Annotated in this window: 16 protein-coding genes; 2 read left to right on the top strand and 14 right to left on the bottom strand. The window is 43.5% G+C overall.

Annotated features, from left to right (window positions below; translation table 11 throughout):
* Positions 1 to 6 precede the first annotated feature (6 nt).
* Together Q0Q74_RS04975 and Q0Q74_RS04970 are read left to right on the top strand one after the other, a co-directional pair.
* On the top strand, positions 7 to 1,083 hold the full coding sequence (locus tag Q0Q74_RS04975; protein ID WP_294429117.1) for an ABC transporter ATP-binding protein: 1,077 nt from the start codon (positions 7 to 9) through the stop codon (positions 1,081 to 1,083).
* Between the two features lie 186 nt (positions 1,084 to 1,269).
* Positions 1,270 to 3,198, top strand: coding sequence for a hypothetical protein (locus Q0Q74_RS04970; protein ID WP_294429116.1), 1,929 nt, complete (start codon positions 1,270 to 1,272; stop codon positions 3,196 to 3,198).
* 12 nt (positions 3,199 to 3,210) lie between these two features.
* Here Q0Q74_RS04970 and Q0Q74_RS04965 read toward each other — a convergent pair whose 3' ends face one another.
* The 14 genes from Q0Q74_RS04965 to Q0Q74_RS04900 all read right to left on the bottom strand — a co-directional run bounded on the left by Q0Q74_RS04965 (position 3,211) and on the right by Q0Q74_RS04900 (position 21,568).
* Positions 3,211 to 4,758 (bottom strand): glycosyl hydrolase 53 family protein, encoded by a 1,548-nt coding sequence (locus tag Q0Q74_RS04965; protein ID WP_294429115.1) that lies wholly within the window; start codon positions 4,756 to 4,758, stop codon positions 3,211 to 3,213.
* A gap of 129 nt (positions 4,759 to 4,887) precedes the next feature.
* Positions 4,888 to 5,652 carry a hypothetical protein gene (locus Q0Q74_RS04960; RefSeq protein ID WP_294429114.1) on the bottom strand — a complete coding sequence of 255 codons (765 nt, stop codon included), beginning with the start codon at positions 5,650 to 5,652 and terminating at the stop codon, positions 4,888 to 4,890.
* 64 nt (positions 5,653 to 5,716) lie between these two features.
* Positions 5,717 to 6,238 carry a hypothetical protein gene (locus Q0Q74_RS04955; protein ID WP_294429110.1) on the bottom strand — a complete coding sequence of 174 codons (522 nt, stop codon included), beginning with the start codon at positions 6,236 to 6,238 and terminating at the stop codon, positions 5,717 to 5,719.
* 14 nt (positions 6,239 to 6,252) lie between these two features.
* On the bottom strand, positions 6,253 to 8,076 hold the full coding sequence (locus Q0Q74_RS04950; protein WP_294429109.1) for a hypothetical protein: 1,824 nt from the start codon (positions 8,074 to 8,076) through the stop codon (positions 6,253 to 6,255).
* A gap of 15 nt (positions 8,077 to 8,091) precedes the next feature.
* A complete protein-coding gene (locus Q0Q74_RS04945; RefSeq protein WP_294429108.1) occupies positions 8,092 to 10,050 on the bottom strand; it encodes a glycosyl hydrolase 53 family protein in 1,959 nt (652 codons plus the stop codon).
* Positions 10,051 to 10,074: 24 nt separating this feature from the next.
* Positions 10,075 to 12,273 (bottom strand): beta-galactosidase, encoded by a 2,199-nt coding sequence (locus Q0Q74_RS04940; protein ID WP_294429107.1) that lies wholly within the window; start codon positions 12,271 to 12,273, stop codon positions 10,075 to 10,077.
* A gap of 73 nt (positions 12,274 to 12,346) precedes the next feature.
* Complete coding sequence (locus Q0Q74_RS04935; protein ID WP_294429106.1) at positions 12,347 to 13,189, bottom strand: sugar ABC transporter permease; 843 nt, start codon at positions 13,187 to 13,189, stop codon at positions 12,347 to 12,349.
* The gene (locus Q0Q74_RS04930; protein WP_294429105.1) at positions 13,186 to 14,502 is read right to left on the bottom strand and encodes a carbohydrate ABC transporter permease; all 1,317 of its coding nucleotides are present in this window, start codon (positions 14,500 to 14,502) and stop codon (positions 13,186 to 13,188) included. Before Q0Q74_RS04930 ends, Q0Q74_RS04935 begins: the two co-directional genes overlap by 4 nt.
* Before the next feature lies 1 nt (position 14,503).
* Positions 14,504 to 15,718: a maltose ABC transporter substrate-binding protein gene (locus Q0Q74_RS04925; RefSeq protein WP_294429103.1), complete on the bottom strand. Its 1,215-nt coding sequence runs from the start codon at positions 15,716 to 15,718 to the stop codon at positions 14,504 to 14,506.
* Positions 15,719 to 15,750: 32 nt separating this feature from the next.
* On the bottom strand, positions 15,751 to 16,761 hold the full coding sequence (locus Q0Q74_RS04920) for a LacI family DNA-binding transcriptional regulator (RefSeq protein WP_294429102.1): 1,011 nt from the start codon (positions 16,759 to 16,761) through the stop codon (positions 15,751 to 15,753).
* Between the two features lie 150 nt (positions 16,762 to 16,911).
* A complete protein-coding gene (thiI, locus tag Q0Q74_RS04915) occupies positions 16,912 to 18,078 on the bottom strand; it encodes a tRNA uracil 4-sulfurtransferase ThiI (RefSeq protein WP_294429101.1) in 1,167 nt (388 codons plus the stop codon).
* Between the two features lie 39 nt (positions 18,079 to 18,117).
* On the bottom strand, positions 18,118 to 19,968 hold the full coding sequence (locus tag Q0Q74_RS04910; protein WP_294429099.1) for a hypothetical protein: 1,851 nt from the start codon (positions 19,966 to 19,968) through the stop codon (positions 18,118 to 18,120).
* 31 nt (positions 19,969 to 19,999) lie between these two features.
* Complete coding sequence (locus Q0Q74_RS04905; protein ID WP_294429097.1) at positions 20,000 to 21,319, bottom strand: HAD hydrolase-like protein; 1,320 nt, start codon at positions 21,317 to 21,319, stop codon at positions 20,000 to 20,002.
* A 12-nt stretch (positions 21,320 to 21,331) separates the two neighbouring features.
* Positions 21,332 to 21,568 (bottom strand): hypothetical protein, encoded by a 237-nt coding sequence (locus Q0Q74_RS04900; RefSeq protein ID WP_294429095.1) that lies wholly within the window; start codon positions 21,566 to 21,568, stop codon positions 21,332 to 21,334.
* Between the last annotated feature and the right edge of the window lie 111 nt (positions 21,569 to 21,679).

Genomic DNA, 21,679 nt, shown 5'->3' with positions numbered 1-21,679 from the left:
AATTTTATGTCTACAGAAAAAAAAGGCGTGCGCCTTGATCATATATCTAAAATCTATCAGGACCCAAAGACAGGCAAAGACTTTTATGCCGTCCACGAGACAAACCTCGACATCAAGCCGGGCACATTCGTCACTTTGCTCGGACCTTCTGGCTGCGGAAAAACAACAACCCTCCGCATGATTGCAGGATTTGAAAGCCCGGACGAAGGCGAAATCTATCTTGGAAACGAGGCAATCAACGCCCTTCCGCCGAACAAACGCGACACGGCAATGGTATTCCAGAGTTACGCGCTTTTGCCGCACTACAATGTCTTTGACAATGTTGCTTACGGTCTCAAAATCCGAAAACTTCCAAAAGAAGAGATTCAGAAAAAGGTAATGGACATCCTCAAACTCGTTGAAATGGAAGGAATGGAAGGCCGCATGACAAACCAGCTTTCAGGCGGTCAGCAGCAGCGAGTCGCATTGGCCCGAGCACTCGTAATGGAGCCGGGAGTCCTTCTTTTTGATGAACCGCTCTCAAACCTCGACGCAAAGCTCCGTGTTACGATGCGCACCGAAATCCGAAAGATTCAGCAGAAAGTCGGAATCACGGCAGTTTATGTCACACACGACCAGAGCGAAGCAATGAGCATTTCCGACCAGATTATCATCATGAGCAAGGGAAAAGTTGAGCAAATCGGAAGTCCGCGCGAAATCTACTACCGCCCCAAAAACAAATTCGTCGCTGACTTTATCGGTGAGGCAAATTTCCTTGACGCAAAAGTCGATTCAACAGACGGAGAAACAGCGAAAATCACGGTAGCAGGAACTCAGCTCGAAGTTCTCAACTATGCAGGAATTGCTGCCGGCTCTGAAGCCTCTCTCGTACTGCGCCCTGAGAATGTCACGCTTTCAGACTCAGGAATCCTGAACGGCACTGTAACTTTCAGCACATTCATGGGAAGCTATCAGTACTATCAGGTAGATGTCGGCGGAAAAAATGTCAACATCACCGATTACAACCCGCTCGGCCGAAAAGTCTACGAAGCTGGTGAAAAAGCCGCCCTCAACTTCGACACAAAGGGAGTTTATATTCTTTAAACGGAAAGTGGAAAATTGAAAACGGAAAGCTGGACTTTTGAGAACTTTTCTCTTAGAAACGAAGGATGTTCGATAAGTCCAGTTTTTTTCCCCTTAATTTTCTCTTATTTTATTCTCACGCATCTCACAAGATTTTACAAAATTGACGGAATATAATCAGGGTATACAGAATAAGTGAGGTGTTTTATGAAAAAGATTTTACTTTCTCTTTTGACCATAGGATTTTTAATCTGTTCATGTGATGATTCCATTTCAAGCGAATCATCAGAATCAAGTTCTTCCTCCACTTCAAACGAAATAAACAATACGGCACAAACCGATTCATCTCAAACGACGGAAACCGCATCAGAATCATCAGAATCATCAGAATCATCAGAATCATCAGAATCATCAGAATCATCTGGTTCATCAGAAAGTTCATCTGAGACAAGCCAACAAGAAAGCGAATCAGGAACAGGCACCTCTTCTGAAGGAGGTCTATCCTACGACAACTCAATTAGCCCGAATGTATTCGAAATATCAGCATCTTCTTCATACATAACAATTTCAGGAATTCCGACAGGCAGAACGGTATTTCTCACAAGAACAAACCCGAATTCGAGCACAATTTCTTCAAACAGTTCAAGATATGTCACTTCAGCATCCGGATTGTCTCTTTCAAAAGGCGATTCAGATTCAACTTCTTCAACAGGAAGCAGCACAGGATTCCTGTCTTTTGGCCCCGGCGGATTCGGACCACATCACTGCACCTCCCTTTCTTTGGGCATCTCTCTCCCCCAAACCGCAGAATCGGCTTCTCGTGCGGCGACTTATTCACTCACAAAAGTTACGCCAAAAATCTACACGCAAAGCGATGTCGGAAGTGCAACCCGCTCAATCTATGTCGATCAGGATTCAAACATTTCAACTTTCAAGGCTGAAACAGCGACTCTCCGTGCAGTCGGAACATTTTGCAATGTCTGGGTCATGCCGGATAACTGGTCATCTTCAAGTGCCACAGGTGAAAAAATCAATTCAGAAATCGCAGAAAAAATAGCCTCAAATTTCGATGAAATGTATGAAAAAATCCGCAATGTTTTCGGTGAAGAATCTGATGAGCTGGCCGCAAATTCCAGCATGTCTAGTAAAATCAGCATGAATGACTACAGCGAAACCGGCACAATCGTAAACATCGTAATCTATGACATAGGGAAAGACTATTCAAGAGGAGAAAATTCGGGCGACACAGTAGGCTATTTCTACGCAAAAGATTATTTTTATCTCTCAAATACAAATTCCGTATACAAATACTCGAACAAAGGAAAATATTTCTATGTAGACGGATATTATGCCGCAAACTACACGAGCGAAGTCTATTCAACACTTGCCCATGAATTCCAGCATATGATTGATTTCGGCGTAAAATCTATGAATCAGGGCATCAGTACATCAAGTTCCTACAACGAAATGAAATCAATGCTCTGCGAAGACATTATGTATTCCACGCTCTGCTCGCTGGATTCAAATTTCAACGAAGATGACAGTCCTTTCGCACGGCTTCCGCTGTTCAACCGTCATTATGCAGACATCGGCCTTGAATTCAATTCAAGTTCACCCGAAATCTATTATTCTTATTCCAACAATTACGCTTTCGGATCATGGCTTTTGCGCACACAGGGAGGCATTCCGCTTCTTCATGAAATTGCGACAAACGGTTATGCAGACGAAAAGGCAATTCTGAATGCACTTAGCAAAAACGGCTCAAATGCGTGCAGCATGGAAGCTCTCTTAAAAGAATATTCTTTAGCATGCACGCTCGGCAAAGAAGAAAAAGGATTTCAGTCAAATCTTGCTTCAAGTGAACTTTGTTTTGGAGAATATGAATATTCGCTTGAAGCAGTGGATTTATGGAATCTTCAAGACCTTCTGAGCGAAACCTATGAAGCAAACAAAGACACAACTGCTTATTATAAGTTCGATGGTCCTTATCTTTACGGATATAATTCAAAGGTTTCACTCAGGCCATACGGAATTGTCGTTCACAAAGTTGGAACTGTTACAAACTCAAGCGTGACAGTAAATTTCAACACGACAGGCTTTTCTTCATCACAGAAAGTATACTTAGTTGTTGAATAAAAGCATAACCATTTACTCAATCTTGAACACATCGAGGCTCTGCAAAGCTTTTCCGCTGGAATCGAACATACCCCATTTGTAATTCCCGTAGAGGTCGCCGCCCCAGACAAAAACGCCGCATCCGCCTGATTTTGCAGATTCTTCGATGATATGGCGGATTGTGTTTGCCTGATTCTGGACAGTGCCTTTGACATAGTTCACGCCCGACTTTTCACCAGTTTCAAGGTCTGAATACACTTTTGAAGTAAGCGGATCTACAAGATGAATATAGCTTTGATTTTGAGCGGAAAGATTTGAATCATCATGCCAGTGAGCGGAACACTCAGCAATCAAAATCTTTTTGCCGAATTCGCTTTTGAGAGCCTCGATATTGCTTTTCAAAACAGCGATTGATTCATGGCTTTCTTCCCAGGGATAATACGAAAGACCGATTATATCGTAATCAAGAGCGGCTTCTTTCAATGGCTCAAAAATCCAGGTCACATACTTTGAATGCGCAACATGAAGGACAATCTTTATCCCCGAATCAAAAGAACGAACTGCATGGCAGCCTGCTGAAAGATAGGTTATGAAATTCGCACGATTTTCACCCCAACTCGTTCCGGCAAATGCGAATTCTTCTTTTTTGTTGTTGTCGCTTGAATCAGTGCCATAATGAGTCATCAGGCCGTTGTTTATCTCGTTTCCAATCTGAACATATTTCGGAACAATGCCAGCTTCGTTTTTAAGGGTTTGGAGAACTTCTGTAGTATAAGAAGAAAGTGAGCTTGCGACCTCATCAACGCTCTTCAAATTTTTCCATGCGGCAGGAACAAGCTGACGGCCAGGGTCAGCCCATGTGTCCGAATAATGAAAATCAAGCATCAAATCGAGATTTGCAGCCTTTACCCGCTTTGCCATTGAAATTGTGCGCTCTAGGCTGTTCATGCCTGTGTTTATTCTTTTTGCGAATTGATTTGGATCATTCCAGATTCTCAATCGAACGGTATTTACACCATGATTTGCAAGAATCTGAAAGAAATCCTTCTGTTTGCCATCGGAATCAGTCCAGATGACATTATTTTCCTGCTCATAAAAATCGACCTCAGAAGCATCAAAACCTCTGATAAATGTTTCACCAAGTTTCATTGAAAGCCCTTCTATTTTTATAGAATTGTCTGAATTTTTACTCAGCTTATAAGAAATTGTGTGTGTCTGATCCTCATTAAACTTAAACCAGAGATTATCATCAGTCTCAGCAGAAAGCAAAGTCTCGCCTGCATAGACTTTTATTCCGTAAATTTTAAAGTATCCGTAAGAATCTGCGTATTCACTGCTAAGGGTAAAAAGTGCCTTAGTGCCAGAAACAGCTGCCATTACATTTGTCTTTATTGACTCATCGCCTGAAGCACCGTAAGTAAGGCTCACGCCTGTCAGAGATTCAGCATTTTCGCCAGAAAAAGCCAACACAAGTTCCATCGAAGGAGTGGAATCTTCGGAATCGTCAGTGCAGGCGAAAAAAGAAAAGAGCATTGCCCAGAAAAAGAAGATTTTTAAGAAAGAATGATTTCGGAGTGTCATATTATTGCTCCATTTTTGAAAGAAATCCCGCGCCAGCGTGTGACATGACGCGGGAAAGCAAGGGGCTATATATTAGAGGTGTTCGGAAACTGAGGTCGCTTTGCGACTAGCGTTTTCCGAACAGTTCTATTATTCATAAAGCACGGAAATAGTACAGGTTGCACCATTTCCAGCGACAACGAACAAACCGTTTGATTTAATTGCAGAAATGACAGCAGAATCTGAAATCTCAGCAGAATAACCGCTAATGTCATCGTCCCATCCCAGCGTAACCTGATTATCCCAAGAAGCAGCGGAGTTTACATTAACCCACCAGGCATCATTATCAGTTGCAGAATAATTTGCTGCCTTTACTTTAAGTTTATTTATTGTGAGGCTTGAGAAAACAGAGGCAGCAACTGTCGCTGTTTCAGGATATGCTCCAGTTCCTGTGTAACTTGCAGAATAAATAGAAGAACCTGCTTCGGCTGCCTTTTTCTTGTAAGTAATTGTGACAGAACCATCTTCAACAAACTTGAACCAAGCACCAGTTTCTCCGCTTGAATTACTTTCAAAAGTTGTTTCAACTTCACCATCGCTGTTAGAAACTGTCAGAGTTATGATGTCCATATATCCGTCATCATTTACATACTTATCAGAAGCGGTGAAAGTCGCACTTTTTCCATCAGAGGCAAGATTCGCAGTAATAGTGCTTGTTTTTGTCGAGTCATCTTTGTTTTTACCATTTCCGTATTTAACGCTTACACTTGTAGCCGTAAAATCACTGAATTTAAAATTCACCGTCATGGTAGCAGAGCCTTCTTCTTCATCATCACTGCTAGAGCAGCCTGTGAAAACAAATCCTGATGCGAGCATGAGTGCCGCACCGACCAGTGCAAAAATGCTTTTTTTCATAATAGATTCCTCCTTATAGAATCACTTTTATTGATATCTGCCTTTTTGAAAGACAGTCATTTCCTTATTTTGATACGGAAGTGCTTGTGGGTGTCGCGACTCCGTTTTTAACTTCCACGACGACGGTGGCTTTTCCTTTGCTCAAATCGAGATTATCGATATAAAAATTTCGGTTTCCGTTTGAGCCGTCTGCTCCGTTCCCTTCACAAGCTCCTGCAGAATACCATGGGCGTGACCAGTCGTTTGTAGGACAGAGCGAGAACTGAATGTTCGCCGTCGTCACAGAAATTTCATTTGAAACGCCCCTTCCGTTTTTCATCACGACATCGATATTTGTGTTGTCCCAGCCGTTGTTTCCGTCAAAATTTCCAGGAATCGAGTAATTTCCCGAAATATCCCCGAATCCCGAAAATTCAAAAGTCACAAGAAGCTCTGGCTGATTATGAAGTCCGTCCGCATCAGCACAAGAAGAAAGCCCAACCCCCAGAAAAAGACAAGATATCAATACCAAAAAACCTCTAACTTTCGCCAGATTCAGGAATCGATGCTCGTTTTCCATTTTCATTTTTCCATTTTCAATTTTCATTTTCCTATCCTCCATTACAAATCCCAGATTAAGCCGACTCGGACGAAACTGTTGTAGTTGTTATCGTCAAGCGTGTTAAGAAGATATGTGCGGTGAATCGGCTTATTGAGCGGGTCGTCGGCACGGTACAGGCTGTAGTTGTTGTCCTCAAACGGATCCATTCCGTAGGCAAAGTGAGCCCAAAGTTTCGGATGCCCTGGAAGAGGCGTTTTGTTGACCGCAAACCCGAGCGCAAATCCGAGCGGCTGATTTTTGTCAGTTTTATTTTCATAGGCACGATAAAGCATTCCGCCGAAAACATTAAAGTTATCAGTAATATCAGATTTCAAAATCATACTGTGATATGTGACATTCTTTTTGTAGCTTGAGCCTGCGCTGCTCGTCCATTTATTGTATGAAGAGCTGGTCGCATAATCGAATTTGAGTTTTTTCATCATGCTGAAATCAGGAGCCCATGCAAGTTCGGCACCGGCTTCCTGCAGCGTGATAATCTGCTTGTTCTTTTTCCCGGAGACTGCCTTGTCAGCATAAATTACACCGTAAGAAGCAAGCGTGAGCGGAGTCGCAAGAAATCGTTCCAAATCAAAGTCAAAATAAGGCTCGTTTCTGAGCGAATATTCCGCGCTCGTGTCCGATGCAAAACTGAGCGCGAAAGTCTCGTCATCATAAGAAGGAAGAGTAAGACCTTCATCAAGACCGAAAGAAAACCATTCCAAAGGAGCGAAAGCAAAATCCGCCTGGGTAAAAAGTTTTCCCGCATTGATGTCATCGTAAGCCTGGCCATCGCTTCCCCAGACCGAATTCACGCTGGAACCGGCAAGACTTTCCATGACGCGAAGGCTCCATTTTTCTGCCTGCCAGCTTCCCCTTCCCGCAAAGGCAAGCGTCTCTTTTTCAAGGTCAAGATCCGTTCCGAATGTTCCGAGCATATGGAATTCGATTTTGAGAGGCTCGATTGGAGCGACGGCAAGATATGTAGAGAACGCGTTGATATTGTCCTTGTTGTAGTCGTAGAGTTTTTCAGATTCGGTTTTGCTTCCGAATGTTGCGGCGAATTCAATCAAAGGTGCTTTTTCGTCACCATATTTTACATCAAGCAAATCATAGAGACCGTAAGTGCCCCGCATCATGCTGAGTGCTGCAGTCGCGTTTACGGTGAAGTCGCCGATTTTTTGAAGGTCTTTTCCAAGCGACAGTTCAGTGAAGCCCTTTTCGACAGATTCCCAGCGGTCAATGACATGATAGATTCCGTCAAAATCAAGCATTCCGCCCGCCTTGAGCTTTCCGTAGCCGATTTTTGTCTCAAAGTAAGGATTTATGAGCGTGAATCCGAATTTGTTGAACGAGCCGACAGTATTATCATTCCCATTGTGCATGAAGCTGAACGGCATTGAGTAAAGCTCGTGGAATCCGTCTTTCCAGCTCACGGTCGGGTCGTTATCGGCATAGCTGTTCGACTGGTAGATAGTCTTGTCGAAATCGTAAACCGAAATTTCCGCATCAAGATGGAACGATGGCGTTATGTCGCCCCAGAACCACCAGTTGAGGTTTGAGAGAAGATGCGAATTGTCGAATTCGTATCCCGATTTTTCGTTCGTCGCAATGTCGCGGATAATCGCCTTGTTGCTCGAAGTAAGCTCAATCCATGCGCCCTGTGCCACAGAAGAATTTCCCGCAGTGCTTGCCTGAGCCGGAGCCGCACTCACTGCCTTAGAAAAATCCTCGTTCAGCGGAACCACAAAACCGTCATTCGCTTCCTGTGCATAAGAGCTTGAAATCAAAAGAGAAAGAGCAAGCAGCACAGAGATTTTTTTATTCATTTTAACATTTCTTTTCATTGTAAAATCCCCTTTTTAATCCACTTTAATCAACTCAATGTCGTCGAAGTTGCCCCAGCAGTCTGGATTCGTGTCCAGATAGATTCCGACAGTAACTTTTCCGTTGCTTACAGGAACGCGAATCTTGTACTGATGCCAGTCTGTCCAGCCGGTATTCGTGATTTTTGATGTTACCTGCTTTTCTGTTCCGTCAAAATTTGCCGCGAACAAGCGGATATTGTTTTCGCCGCCGCCGCCCATCGCCCAGACAGAAAGCTCGTATGTTCCGTTTTCTGGAACGCTGACTGTCTGCGAGAGCACAGACTTAAAGCCGTTTCCAAGCCAGTATTTGTAAGTCCATTTTCCGCTCTTTGCATTGCCCTTGTTGTTTTCCATAAAGCAGGCTGCCCCGGGTCCGTTGAGTTTCCATTTTCCCATTTTTCCGCTTTCAAACGAAGGGTCTTCAATCAAATTCATACGGTTGCTCAAAACAACGCTCGCCCGTGCCTTAAAGCTTTGACCGCTAACCGTGCCTTCAACGCTCACAATTCCGGCTTTTTGGTTTTTCCAGTCGATGCTTTCCCATTTGACATCGACCAGACCTTCACTGTCGTTTGTGTAGATTACCTTGATTTTTGACGGAAGAGCAGGTGTTTCCCCAGTTTTTGCCGTAATCTCAAGGGAATCTGCGAGTGCATATGGAGTAAAGCCTGAGCCATTTTTGGCAGAACCGCCCCAGACATTCTCGACCTCGCCCTTGCCGCTCACCAAATTCCAGACAGCCATTGACGGAAGAACTTTTCCTGTAAAATCGAACAAAGCCTGATTTTCCCAGGTATTTCCTTCAGTTGCAGAAAGATTCGCGCCTTTCCAGAGAATTGAATCCGCTTCCCACCAGAATACGCCGCATCCGCCTTTTACGCTGCTGACAGCCGCAATTATGTCGCGCAATTCAGTCGCCTGTCCCTGAACGCTCGGAACATAGCCGTTTGCCTCATCAGAATAGACCTGAAAGACATTGCCCTGAAAATCGCCGTTTTCCTCAGTGAAAGCATATGCCGTTTCCACGACAGCCATTTCTTTTCCGTATCGCTTTGAAATCATCTCAAGATTTGCTGTAAGCTCTGCAATGGAGCCGTGCCAGTACGGATAGAATGAAAGACCAATGATGTCATAGTCGATTTTTGCTTTCTTGACTTCATCAAAGACATATTTATACAAGTCCTGCTTTCCGCCGTCTGCAAGGTGAATGATGATTTTTATGTCATTGCCGCCTTTTGCAGAGCGAACGCCCTTTGAAGCTCGGTCAAGAAGACGCATAAACTGCTTCATTCCGCCGATTTTCGCTTTGGGGTCTTCACTCCAGGTCTGACCGATTGGCCACATGAAGCCCGAATTCAGCTCATTTCCAATCTGAACAGAATCTGGAGCCGCGCCTTCTGCAGCAAAGCGGTCAATCGTCTCGCGGGTGAATTTTTCTACAGTGTTTTCAAGTTCCTTCGCGCTGAGATTTTTCCAATCCTGCGGCATATACTGCTTTCCTGGATCCGCCCAGAAATCCGAATAATGGAAGTCGAGCATGAATTGTAAGCCCGCGGCCTTTATTCTTTTGGCGATTCGAAGGTCGGTTTCGATTGTATTGTCACCGCCGCCTCGTTTCTCACCCTTTTTCGCGACGAGTTTTCCGTTTTTGTCATACTGATCTTCTTCATAAGTCGGATTGTTCCAGAGACGGATTCGGACATAATTTACGCCATGATCTTTGAGAATCTTAAAAATGTCCTCTTCCTCACCACGAGCGTTGTAAAATTTTCCGCCTGTCCTCTCTATCTGATCGACCATGCTGATATCAACGCCCTTCATAAAATCATCACGAAGTCCGTCAACCTTTTCCACGACGATTTTCTGTTTTACTGCATCAGAAGCCTTTCCCGATACAGCAAACAAAGGCGAAATCAAAGCACAAGTGATTGCAGCAGCAAGTACTTTTTTCATAACTTTTTCCTCCTTATGGAATCCTTATATTTCAAATTTCCTTTCAGTTTCGTAATTCAGTGAGTGAAGAACTGCGATTTCCTTTCCGCTGAACTGTGGCCATTTTTCTATGTAGACTTCCGCGTCTTTTTTGAGCGGTACAATCTCGAGTTCCAGATTCTTAAAATCAATTTCACTTTCAGTAAAACGCTTCAAGCCGATTTCCCAGGGATACTCTTCACCAAGATAGAAATGGTCAAGAAGCAGTTTTCGCTTTCCGTCATTTACTTCGTAGAGATTTGCCTTGTCGCCTGTGTAATCAAAAGAAACAAAGATGTCAGAAAGGGCTGAGTCAGAAGATTTTGAACGCAATTTTTCAATGAGAGAACTCAAGTCGATTTTGTAGAAAACCGAGCCGTTTTCAGTTCCCGCTTTTTCCGAAATCAGAAGACCTTTGTCCTCTTCTTTTGAAATTGGCTCATATTTCGCGAACAGGACTTGGTTAAAATCACTGGCGGCATTTTTATTCACCATGCCACTTTTTTTGAATCCTTCAGGAGCTTTTTCAAAATCAGGATACACAAAAATCTCAGAACAGCTTCGAGAAATAATATCGATTCCGCCCCCAGCATTTTCGATTGCAGAAGAAGTTGAATCTGTAATCACAAGGCGCTTCCCGATTTTCCATGAATTGAGCGCGTCTTTCCGTTCAAGGACAAGGAAGTTCTTTTTTGCCAGATTCTCTGATTTTTCGTCAGCAAAATCAAACAGATTCGCGCTTTCACCGTCATTTTCGCGCTTGTAGAATACGAAAAGCTCATTTTCACCCGAAGCGATTTTTGTAAACGGAGTGACTTTTGCGTTTTTGACAAAGGAAGACCCAAAAGCCATATTGAATGGCAGGAAGAAAAATTCCCCGCCGTGAACCGTGATTCCGTCCGGAAGGAAATCATATTCTTTTTTATAGTCAGAAAGATTCCATTCATTCAGTTTCTGATGGCGGACATAGTTGTTCACAAAAACATAGCCGCTTTTTTCAGAACGCTCATTTTTTCCGAATCTGAACGCAAATCTCGGCGATTTCAAATCGTCTGGCTTCACTTCAACAGGAATCAAGGCAGGAAGAGCGCACAATTCTTCGCCCCACTCGGCAGTAAAGTACGAAAGCAATTTAAGTTCACGCAAAGTGTCCGAAACCTGACCGAATTCTCGCACTGCCGCACGGAAATCATAGGATTTGACAGGCAAATCGTTCAGATAGCCGGTTGCGCGCGATTCCTGTAAAGTCGTGAGTTTTCCTTCCGGGTTCGTGCCGCCCGCATACATATAAAATCCGAGCAGATTCACGCCGCTTCCAAGTTTTGAAAGAGCGACTGCCGCAATGTCCTTTGCGCTTGCAATCGTTCTTCTGTGACCTGTCACCTGAAGTCCGCCGCCAAGTTCTGCCGTGAGATAAGGGAATTTTTCGATGTCAAAAGTGATTCCGTAGCCAAAACCGTGATCGCTTCCGATGTTGTGGTCATTTCGCTCATGCGTGAAAGTGTAGTTACCGCTCGGCTCGATTTCCGAAGTCCTCTGATCCCACGGAGCATCGCAATATCCGCCCATGACAGGAAGCATTCCGCCAGTCCATGCTCCGCCCCAGCCTGTTGCCGTGTACAATGCGACATTGAAGCCACATTCTTTCGCAAGTTTCTGCAAAGTCTGCATATGAAGCTCACCTGATTCCTTTTCGTAAAGGCCGCCGCAATGACCGTATTCGTTTTCAATCTGAACGCCGATAATCGGATTTTCGCCCGTAGAATCGTCTTCAGGATTGCAGATAAAATCGCTTACCTGCTCATAGATTTTTGAATACCACTTTCTCACAAGCTCAAAGTAACGCTCATCATTCGTACGCGGCTCATATTCCTTTTTTAAAAGCCAGTCCGGGAATCCGCCGTTACGAACCTCACCATGACACCACGGCCCGATTCTAAGCAGTATCTTCATTCCGCAGTCTTTTACGGTCTGCATGAAAGCATGTAAATCACGCTGACCCGAAAAATCATATTCTCCTTCAATTTCCTCATGGTGAATCCAGATTACATAGGAACTCGCAAGCGTAACACCGCCTGACTTCATCTTATAAAGCCGTTCCGCCCATTCAGAGCGAGGCACGCGTGAATAGTGAATCTCGCCCATAATCGGGAAAATTCGTTTTCCGTCTTTTTTAATGCTTATATTATCAAAACTGTAACTCATAAAATCCTCTATATAGTAATGCAATCGGTTGCACAATTTATTAAATTTTCATTTTCCGTTTTCAAATTTCATTTTACTCTTTGACCGCCGCGCCGCCAAAACTTGAAATCAGCGTTCTTTGCGTGATAAGGAAGAAAATAACGAAGGGAATCGAAACGAGCAGAGAGCCTGCCGCAAAAATCGTGAATTCATTCTTTTTGTCAGAAACGAAGGCAAAAAGTCCAAGCGCAAGCGTCTGATTTTCAGGGCTTCGCAAAACCATCTTCGGGAAAATGAAGTCCATCCACGGTGCAGTAAAACTCGTAATCGCAAGGAAAGTGATAATCGGCTTTGCAATCGGCATGATTATCTGGGCAAATACGCGGAAATGACTTGCACCATCGATTCGGGCCGCCTCATCAAGACTTTTTGAAACTGTATCCATGTAATTTTTAACCATCCATGTGTTATATGGAATGTTTCCGGCCACATAGACCAGGACCAGTCCCCAAAGCGTATCCAGGCCGCCGATTCGGAGCAGGATTACATAAATTGCAATCATGCCGACAAAGCTCGGGAAAATCTGAAGAATCAAAAGACTCATCAAAAAAGATTTTTTGAATCTGAACTGGAAACGGCTGAAAACATAGGCCGAAAGCGAAGAAATCACGACGGTGGCAGCACTGGTCTCCACGGCGATAATCAGCGTATTCAAAAACCACTTTCCGTAATCATTTTTCGTAAACAAATCGACGAAATGCTCAAATGTGATGCCGTTTTTGAACGGAATGATGTTAAGCGAGGCGATTGAGTTTCCAGGAGCAAAAGCACCGCTTACGACATAAACCAGAGGATAAATAACGAACACAGAGACAATCAAGAAAATCAAATAGATAATCGTTTTGTTGAACTGGTGCATTTCATGTTCTTTTATCATACCGAACCTTCCTTATATGCTTTAGTCTGCCTGAAGTTGAAAATCGCGAACGGAGCAAGCACAATGAAAATCATGACTGCGATTACCGAAGCATAGTTGTACTTCATGAGCGTAATTGTGAGTTTGTAAATCCATGATACGAGAATATCAGTTCCGCCAGCAAGCGTAATCGTAGAATCTGAAACAGTTGGTGCTCCTCCCGTAAGGAAGTAGATTGCACCGAAGTTGTTCACATTATGAGCAAAACTCATGATAATCAGCGGCAAAGTCTGATACAGAACGAGCGGAAGCGTGATTTTAGAAAAAATCTGCCTGCGATTTGCACCGTCGATTTTTGCAGCCTCGTTCATGTCCTCACTGATTGCGGTCATTGTACCCATCGAAAGAAGCATGAAATATCCGAAACCAGCCCAAAGATTTACGACCACGCAGGTAAACTGTGCCATCACCGGAGTTCCAAGCCATGGAATCGGCTGAGAAATAATGCCGATTGCCATGAGCGTTCTGTTTACAATTCCGAATGAGCCGTTCAAAAGATTTTTCCAAACGAGCATCGAAACAACGCCCGGCACCGCATACGGAAGAATGAAAATGAAGCGAAAAATCGGTGCAATCCGGAAATTGATTTCACGAAGCTGAACCGCAACAATAAGCCCGCCAAAATAGCAGGTAAAGGTCGAAAGAACAGCCCAAACCAAAGTCCAGACAGCGACACGCAAAAATCCCACAGACCAGGTTTTCTGCCCGCCCAAAAGCTCCACGAAATTCTGAAATCCTACCCAGTCAACCGTATTATTTGGCGGAATGTGCGCCGGATCAGAATAGTTCGTAAAAGCAACGGCAACGCTGAAAACTAGAGGAACGATTACAAAAACCATGACCATCACAAAACCAGGCGCAAGACCGAAAATCGGAAATGATTTTCCCAAGGCGGTATCGAGCTGCTCTTTTTGAGTTCTGAATTTTCCAGTCCTGCAATATTCGGCATATCCTGCCTGTGCGCTTTTAACACTCAGGACATAGACAATCACAAAAATCGCAACCAAGGCAAGAATCAGAATGCCGTCAATCAGCATGAAAATTGAGTTGTCACGCATTTTGATTGGGAGTTCCGGATGCGGAGTTCCGAGCGTAATAAGGCCCACCAGTTTTTTAACTGTAAAAGGCAGGCACACGATGAAAGCAAGTTCACAAAGAGCAAAGAAAATGCCTTTTACATAATCTTTGAGGTAGAGAAGATGCGCCAGCCCCATAAAGCAGGAAGCGGACACACGAATTTTTTTCATCTCTGACATATCGTTTTTTATATCCATATTACTTTCCTACCATTGCAGTGTTGCAGGCATCAAGTTCTTTCTGAACATCAGCTCCATCCCAGATGTTTTTGCTTGCACTATTCATTGCTTCCCAGAACATAGCCATTTCAGGAATTGTTGGCATAGGGAAAGCATATTCAAGCTGCTTCAAGAAACCTGGTGCATACGGACTTTCGAGCGGAATATCGATGCTTGGAATTGCACCCGTAATTTCGAAGCGGAGACGCTGCATCTCTTCGCTTACAAGGAAAGCGGCAAATTCATTTGCTTCAGCAGGATGGTCAGAATAAGCCGAAACGAACATCGCGCGAGTTCCGCTGAACGAAGCCGCAGGATTTGAGTCCCCTGGAAGAGACGGAAGCGGCGCAACACCGAATTCAATGCCAGCCTTTTCAAAAGGAACAACATTCCAAAGTCCGGTTATGTGCATTGCCGCATTTCCTGTCTGGAAGGCAGCATCAACGGTCGCAGTTCCCAAGTCGGTAGAAGAAACATTCAGAATTCGCTTTAAGCCCTGAAAGAATTTCATGCCATCGACAGCATATTTATTATTGATGTTTGAATTGTTGCGGTCATTTCCATTGATTCCGAACAGACGGTTGCCGTTTTTTGTAGTAAAAATAATCGTGTAGTAGGCATTGCCTGTATCCATTACAAAACCGTATTTTCCAGGATTTTTTGCATTAAAATCTGAAGTCCAGTTAACAAGCTCATCCCATGATTTTGGCACTTCATTTTCTTTTACGAGCTTTTTGTTGTAAAAAAGAGCGTAGGTTTCTGCCGAAACTGGATATCCGTACAAAGTTCCGTCATAAGTGAGTGCCTTTACGCATGAAGAAAGAATATGCGAACGGATTTCATCAGCATTTGCCGTCGGAAGAACATGCCCGCCTGTTACAAGTGAACCGAGTCTGTCATGAGGAGCTGCAAAAATGTCAGCGCCCTTCCCGGCCGGTCCGTCAAGCGCAATCTGACCTGTTGAATCACCAAGTTCTACATTTTCAAATTTGATTTTAACATTCGGATGACTTGCCTCAAATGCTTCACCAGCCTTTTTAATGAATTCATCAGGACCGTTAGTTGATTCCCAGACAGTCAAAGTAATGCTTCCGTCATTTGCCTTTTTCTCGTTGCAGGAAATAAAAAATGACGCAGCAAGACAACATAATGACACACAAAAAACTTTCATTCCAAATTCAGCACATTTTTTCATATTATTCTCCTTTAAAAAGTAAATCGCTTAGTTCAACAATCGATTGATTCGGTAGATGCCCGCATTGCAAACGAGCAGTCCACATAATTAAGCTTTTCAAAATCAATTCCCTTCAAAGCCTTCAAAGAAAGCTCCGCAGAAACTTCTCCCAAACTGAATGCATTGACCTGAAGTGCACTAATTGGAGGCATGTGTGATTCAAGCAGAATGCTGTCATGGAAAGAAGCAATTTTTATGTCCTTTCCAGCCTGAATTCCATTTGCGTTAAGAATCTCCAGCACCTGAATACAAACCACATCATCTGAACACAGAATCAGATTCCAGTTTTTAAGGGAAAGCTCATCAGCAATGTCCGAAAAATCAGTGCAGACTGCATAATTGAGCGATTTTTCTTTAATGCTCTCCATGCCACTCAAAAATCCCGAAAGACGATTGTTGTTCGCCTCGACATCAAGAGAACCGCATACAAAAAGAACATTTCCGCCCTCACTAAGAGCGCGGTTACAAAGTCTTGTAAATTCAGCACAATTTTCCTTCATGCGTGAATCGACATAAACCGCACCTTCAAGTGAACCAGAACCGATGATGACAAAAGGAATCTCATATTCAATTACAAGAGCCGCATTTTTATCATCATGCTTTAACTGAGTCAGAATAACCGCATCAACCTTACCGTTTTCAAGAACACTCTTGAGGATTTCGTTGTCATCGCTCTCAGTCATGCACACAAGCACACTGTAGCCATCCTTTGCAGCCCTGCTCACAATGCCGGAAAGACAGTCGTGGAAGAACATCATCTGAGTGGCATTTGCTTCATAAGGCATGACTGCCGCAATATTGAAAGTTTTTTGCCCTGCCAGTGCCTTTGCAACAAGGTTCGGCTTAAAGCCATGCATTTGCGCACAGGCACGAACTTTCTCTTTTGTTTCCAGACTGATTCTTCCAGAGTCCGACAAAGCGCGAGAAACCGTGCTCTTGGAAAGGCCAAGCTCCTGTGCGATGTCATCCATTGTAAAACTAGAATTGCGCAACCGATTGCTCATACTTATATTGTGCAACCGATTGCGCAAAAAGTCAATAAAAAGAAGTGAATTTTAAGGGATTTTTTTTAATTTGAAGCTTTATTTGTTGATAAATCTTATGAATTGTAAAGAGTTTGAATATCGAGTTTTGAAAACTCGATATTCAAGTTTCTAAACTTCGTATCGCTTGATTTCACGCTCTTCGTAGGCTTTTTTGACAAGCTCGTCTACTTCAAGCTCCTTGTAGATTCTCTGAGCCTCTTCGACACTTGAGCGCAAAACTGGATGACGCGGACTGAAAAGAACGCAGCAATCTTCATACGGCAAAATCGATGTTTCGTAAGTACCGATTTCCTTGGCGATTTCTACGATTTCTTCTTTGTCAGTGCCTACGAGAGGACGCAAAAGCGGGAATTCGGCCATGCTTTCGGTACAGCTCATGTTCTCGATTGTCTGGCTTGCAACCTGACCAAGACTTTCGCCGGTAATCAAGCATGAAGCACCGATTCGCTCTGCAATCATGTTGGCACATTTCATCATGCACAGACGGAGCATCAAAGTTGTGTATGCTTCAGGAGATTTTTTCTTAATCTGCATCTGAACTTCAGTAAACGGAACGGTGTTGATATGTACGCGAAGTCCATAATGAGAAAGGATTTCTGCAAGATGCTCAACCTTTTCCCTTGCCTCATCACTCGTGTACGGATAAGCATGGAAGTAAACGGCATCAATGGTCATTCCACGGCGAAGCATACGATACCCTGCAACCGGAGAATCCAATCCGCCTGAAAGCAAAAGAAGCCCCTTTCCGCTCACGCCAACCGGCAATCCGCGGCGGCCTTTTGTGCGGTTTGAGTAAACAAAGCACTTGTCGCGGACTTCAATCATAATCACAACATCTGGATTTTTTACATCGACATCAAGGATTTTCTGACCGTAAGCAAGCTCTGCAGCTTCACAGCAAATTCCATAATGGTCAAGCGGGAACGATTTGTCGCTTCGGCGGGCATCAAGCTTGAAAGTTTTTGCTCCGTTGTCGCGAGCCTTAATCGCTTCGGTCAGGACTTCCTGCTTGATTGCCTCGATGTTTTTTTCAACGACAACTGCCTCAGCCCAGCCGGTAATTCCAATCAGATGATTGAGCGCAAATTCAACCCTTTCCTGTGCGTCCTCGTCACATTCGACATAAAGCCTGCCCGAATTGAGCCGAACCCGCGCATTCACATTCTTTAAATAGGCATTAGTGTTCTTTACAAGCTGCATTTCAAAAATCTTGATGTTAGAGCCTTTTAAGATAAGCTCACCAATCTTTCCAATATAAAATTTATTCAGTTCCATAATTCTTCCTCAAATTTTAGACACAGATCTGTGTCTTATTTAGTAACTGTATTTCATCGACACGCTGATGTAGTGATTCAGGCTGTCGTAAAGCTGGCTTACCCAGTTTTCACGGGCCGCATTTACCGCTGTCTGAACCTCTTTGCTCTGTTTCAGTTCATCCCATGTGTATTCAGTTGAACCGCCCCCGATTTTGTATTTTCCATCTTCGGTTGTGGTTATCTTCAAATCGTCAATCAATCCGCCTTTGTAAATATGTGCGTTGACTCCGTTGTTTTTGACATATTCAAAGGTGTATCCAGCACAAAGAGAGAATTTTCCATATTTTGTGCGTGCGAAAGAATATTCAGCATTAAGACCGAGCTGTGTGACATACATCTTGTGGTCGCTTGTCATAAAGCCCAGTTTTTTCCATGCAGAATCAACATGCTTTCCATGTGAGCTGGTTGCATCGGCGAACATCTGAGTCATATACAAAGTGCCGTTCGTAGCATATGTGCCTTTTTTGGCAAGCATATACTCCGCAGCCTCGTCATCAGAAAAATCTTCGGCACCGTTAGCATGACGGATAAAATTTCCGAACAGATTCAATTTAAGGTTTTTAGCGGGTGCAAACTGAGCAGTGAGCGAAATCTTATCAGAATTTGGGTCAAGGGCAGAACCGATATTAACGCCTGAATTCGTGTAGTTCTGACGGTTCCAGGTTTTTCCGTCAAAAGCTCCAGTCCTTGAATCATCATACTGCCAATGAGCATAAACATAAGGCATGACCGCAGTGTAATTGAAAGTCAGCCGTTCACAAAGCGACTCTTCCGGGGCATAAACAATGCCTGTCTGGAATCCAAAACGCAACTTCGTATCAAAGTTGAATTTCAAGACCTCGTTAAGCTCAATGTCATCAGCAAAGAAATCTGTTGCCCAATCAAGGCCTTTAACCGGCTTCACTTCAAAAAGCAGCCCCATCTGAAGGTTATCATTTGCACCGCCGATATTTTGAACCGCATAATAAGGTGCTGGTGTGATGTACGAAAGGTTGTTGTATGGTCCGAAAATGATATTCTCGTAGTAAGTGAGGTTGAATTTCTCAAAGGCGTGCCATTTTATCGCATGGAAAGCAAGATATTTGCCCGAATCAAGCCAGGAACTGTCAATTTCTGCGCCCATGTTACGGGTTGCACCGATTGTCTCGTAAGCAGAAGCATAGCTCCATTTTTCAGTAGTCGCATTGAAAGTGAGGTTTGCCGAATGATAACCCGCATCATTTAATGCCAGACCGTCAGCAATAAAAGGCCCGAAACCAAGACGATTCATGCCGCCTGTTCCGTAAACGCTTTGATTTCCTACGGCAACATTCATGTTCCAGTTGAGATAAGCCGTCAGAGGACCTGCATCGACTGGATCAAAAATTGAATCTTCTTCCATAGAAGTATAAAGCTGTGAATGAGCGGAAAATTCGTTCTTTTGAGCGTAAATTCCGAATTTGTAGCCGACCGAAACCAAATCATGAAGAATAACATCCCCGCCGATTCCTACTTCGGTGTGAAAATCTTTGTTCACAGAATTGTCAGAATCAAAATCATTTTCTTCATGACTGATTTTTGCGCCGCCAGTCGCCTTGAAGTAAGGAGAAAAGCTTTTCTGAAAAATCCTCTCATACTCGCCTTTTGCAAGTTCAGCATCCTTTTCAGAGCCGTTTTCAATTACATCATCCAGAATACGCTTAATCACATTTACGGGATACGGACGAATCTGCGGCAAAGTTGTTGTTAATCCGCGAAGTTCCCAAATCTGAGCCTGTTTATAGAAAAAATCATTAATTTCGACCGAAACCTGCGAAAAAGCAAGCGTTCCAAAAACAAAAAAAACACAAAGTGACAAATATTTTTTCATATTCAAAACCTCCGAAAATATAACACAGATTTCAAGCTTTGTCTTGCCGTCTGCGCTTCGACACAGAAATTCCGTCTCCCTTGTCAAAAAACTCCGTGTCAAATTCTTCATTCGTCTTTAGAAAATCAATGTATTTTCGGATTTTCTTTACAAGTTTTTTTGTGCTGTAGTTGTTCGTAAGGCTCAAATCTTCGACCATTCCGTGGAAAGAAAGATTGTCGCTCACAATCACGCCATTTTCAGAAAGATTTTCCTTGTATTTTTCGAAGAATTTGATGTACTGAGCCTTTGCCGCATCAATAAAGATAAGGTCGAATTTTCCTTCGATTTGAGCAGTTAATGCGTCGCCGAAAAGGAGCGTAATTCTCTCAGAAAGGTCATTTTTTGACACATTTTCACATGCCGCTTTGTAGCGTTCTTCGTCGATTTCGATTGAGGTGACTTTAATGTCATCCGCAAGTTTTGCAAATCTTACCGCCGAATAGCCGATTGCCGTTCCGATTTCGAGAATGCTTTTTACACCGTGCGATTTTATGTATTCGCAGATAAAGTCACTGCCCTCATCCTGCATGATTGGAATTTCGTTTTTCATCGCAAAATTCTTGATAAAATCGTCACAGCTGTCTTCCGAAAGAATATCGATGAATTTTTCGATTTCACTTGCGACCGAAAAACAGAGGTCGGGTTTTGAGTCAATAAGCTTCTGCCTGTCACCGATTCCGCCACGGCACGCAACGGTCTTACATCCGAAGTTTTTACCGGCAAGAATATCCTGCGCACTGTCTCCAATCATGATGAAATTTTCTTTAGTATAGGCTTTGCTAGAGTTTTTATTGAAGAAATCAAGTGCATATTCAAGACCGTCGCATTCAGGCTTCATTTTTAGAGATGAACCGTCTTCCCATTTTGTTTCAGGGCCTACAAGAAGGTCAAAATATTCAAGCACGCCGAGTTTTTCAAGAATCTGACGGGCGATGCTTTCCGGCTTGTTCGTAAGAAGAACGACTTTTTTGCCTTTGTTTTTGAGGACTTTTAAAAGCTCCCTGATTCCTGCGTAAAGATGGGTTTTGACAACAGGATTTGAATGATAAAGATTCAGGTAAAACTGCATGAGAAGCGCAAACTGATTCTGATTATAAGGCGTTTCAAGATTAAAGCGATTTTTTGTGGAAAAACTGAGGGAACGGAGAAGAAGATTTTTAGTTCCGTCGCCCAAAAAAGTAATTATTTTATTTACATCGACAGTCCAAAATCCGAACTGTTTAAGCGAAGCATTCACGCAAGAGGCAATGTCTTCACCCGAATCAATGATTGTACCGTCACAGTCAAAAACATATACTTCGATTCCCATAACAGGATGATTTTAGTGCAAAAAAGTTTTTTGAACAATGACGAAAAAATCAGGGCGGTCTCCGACATTCATGTCATCACGAGTCGCAAGCGACTCGCGGCTTTCCTGCTCTTTTAGGCAATGCGGCATCCATGCCGCCCTGTAAAAGCAATATGCCGTCTTGTTTGAAACAGTCGGAGCCGGGCTATCCGCCGTTCCGCTATCGCTCCATTGCTCCGTTCGCTCATTTTGCCTCGCAAAAGGGCTCACTACGCAACTGACGCGGCTACTATCCCTACCGCATCGTCAAGGCAAAAAAAACGGACAGGCAGTTCGATGTGAGGTATTGTCACACGGAATTGCCTGTCCGGGGAATTTGGG

It is taken from the genome of uncultured Treponema sp. (assembly GCF_946187725.1).
Taxonomy (GTDB): Bacteria; Spirochaetota; Spirochaetia; order Treponematales; family Treponemataceae; genus Treponema_D.
This window is presented reverse-complemented; position numbering and strand designations above follow the sequence as displayed.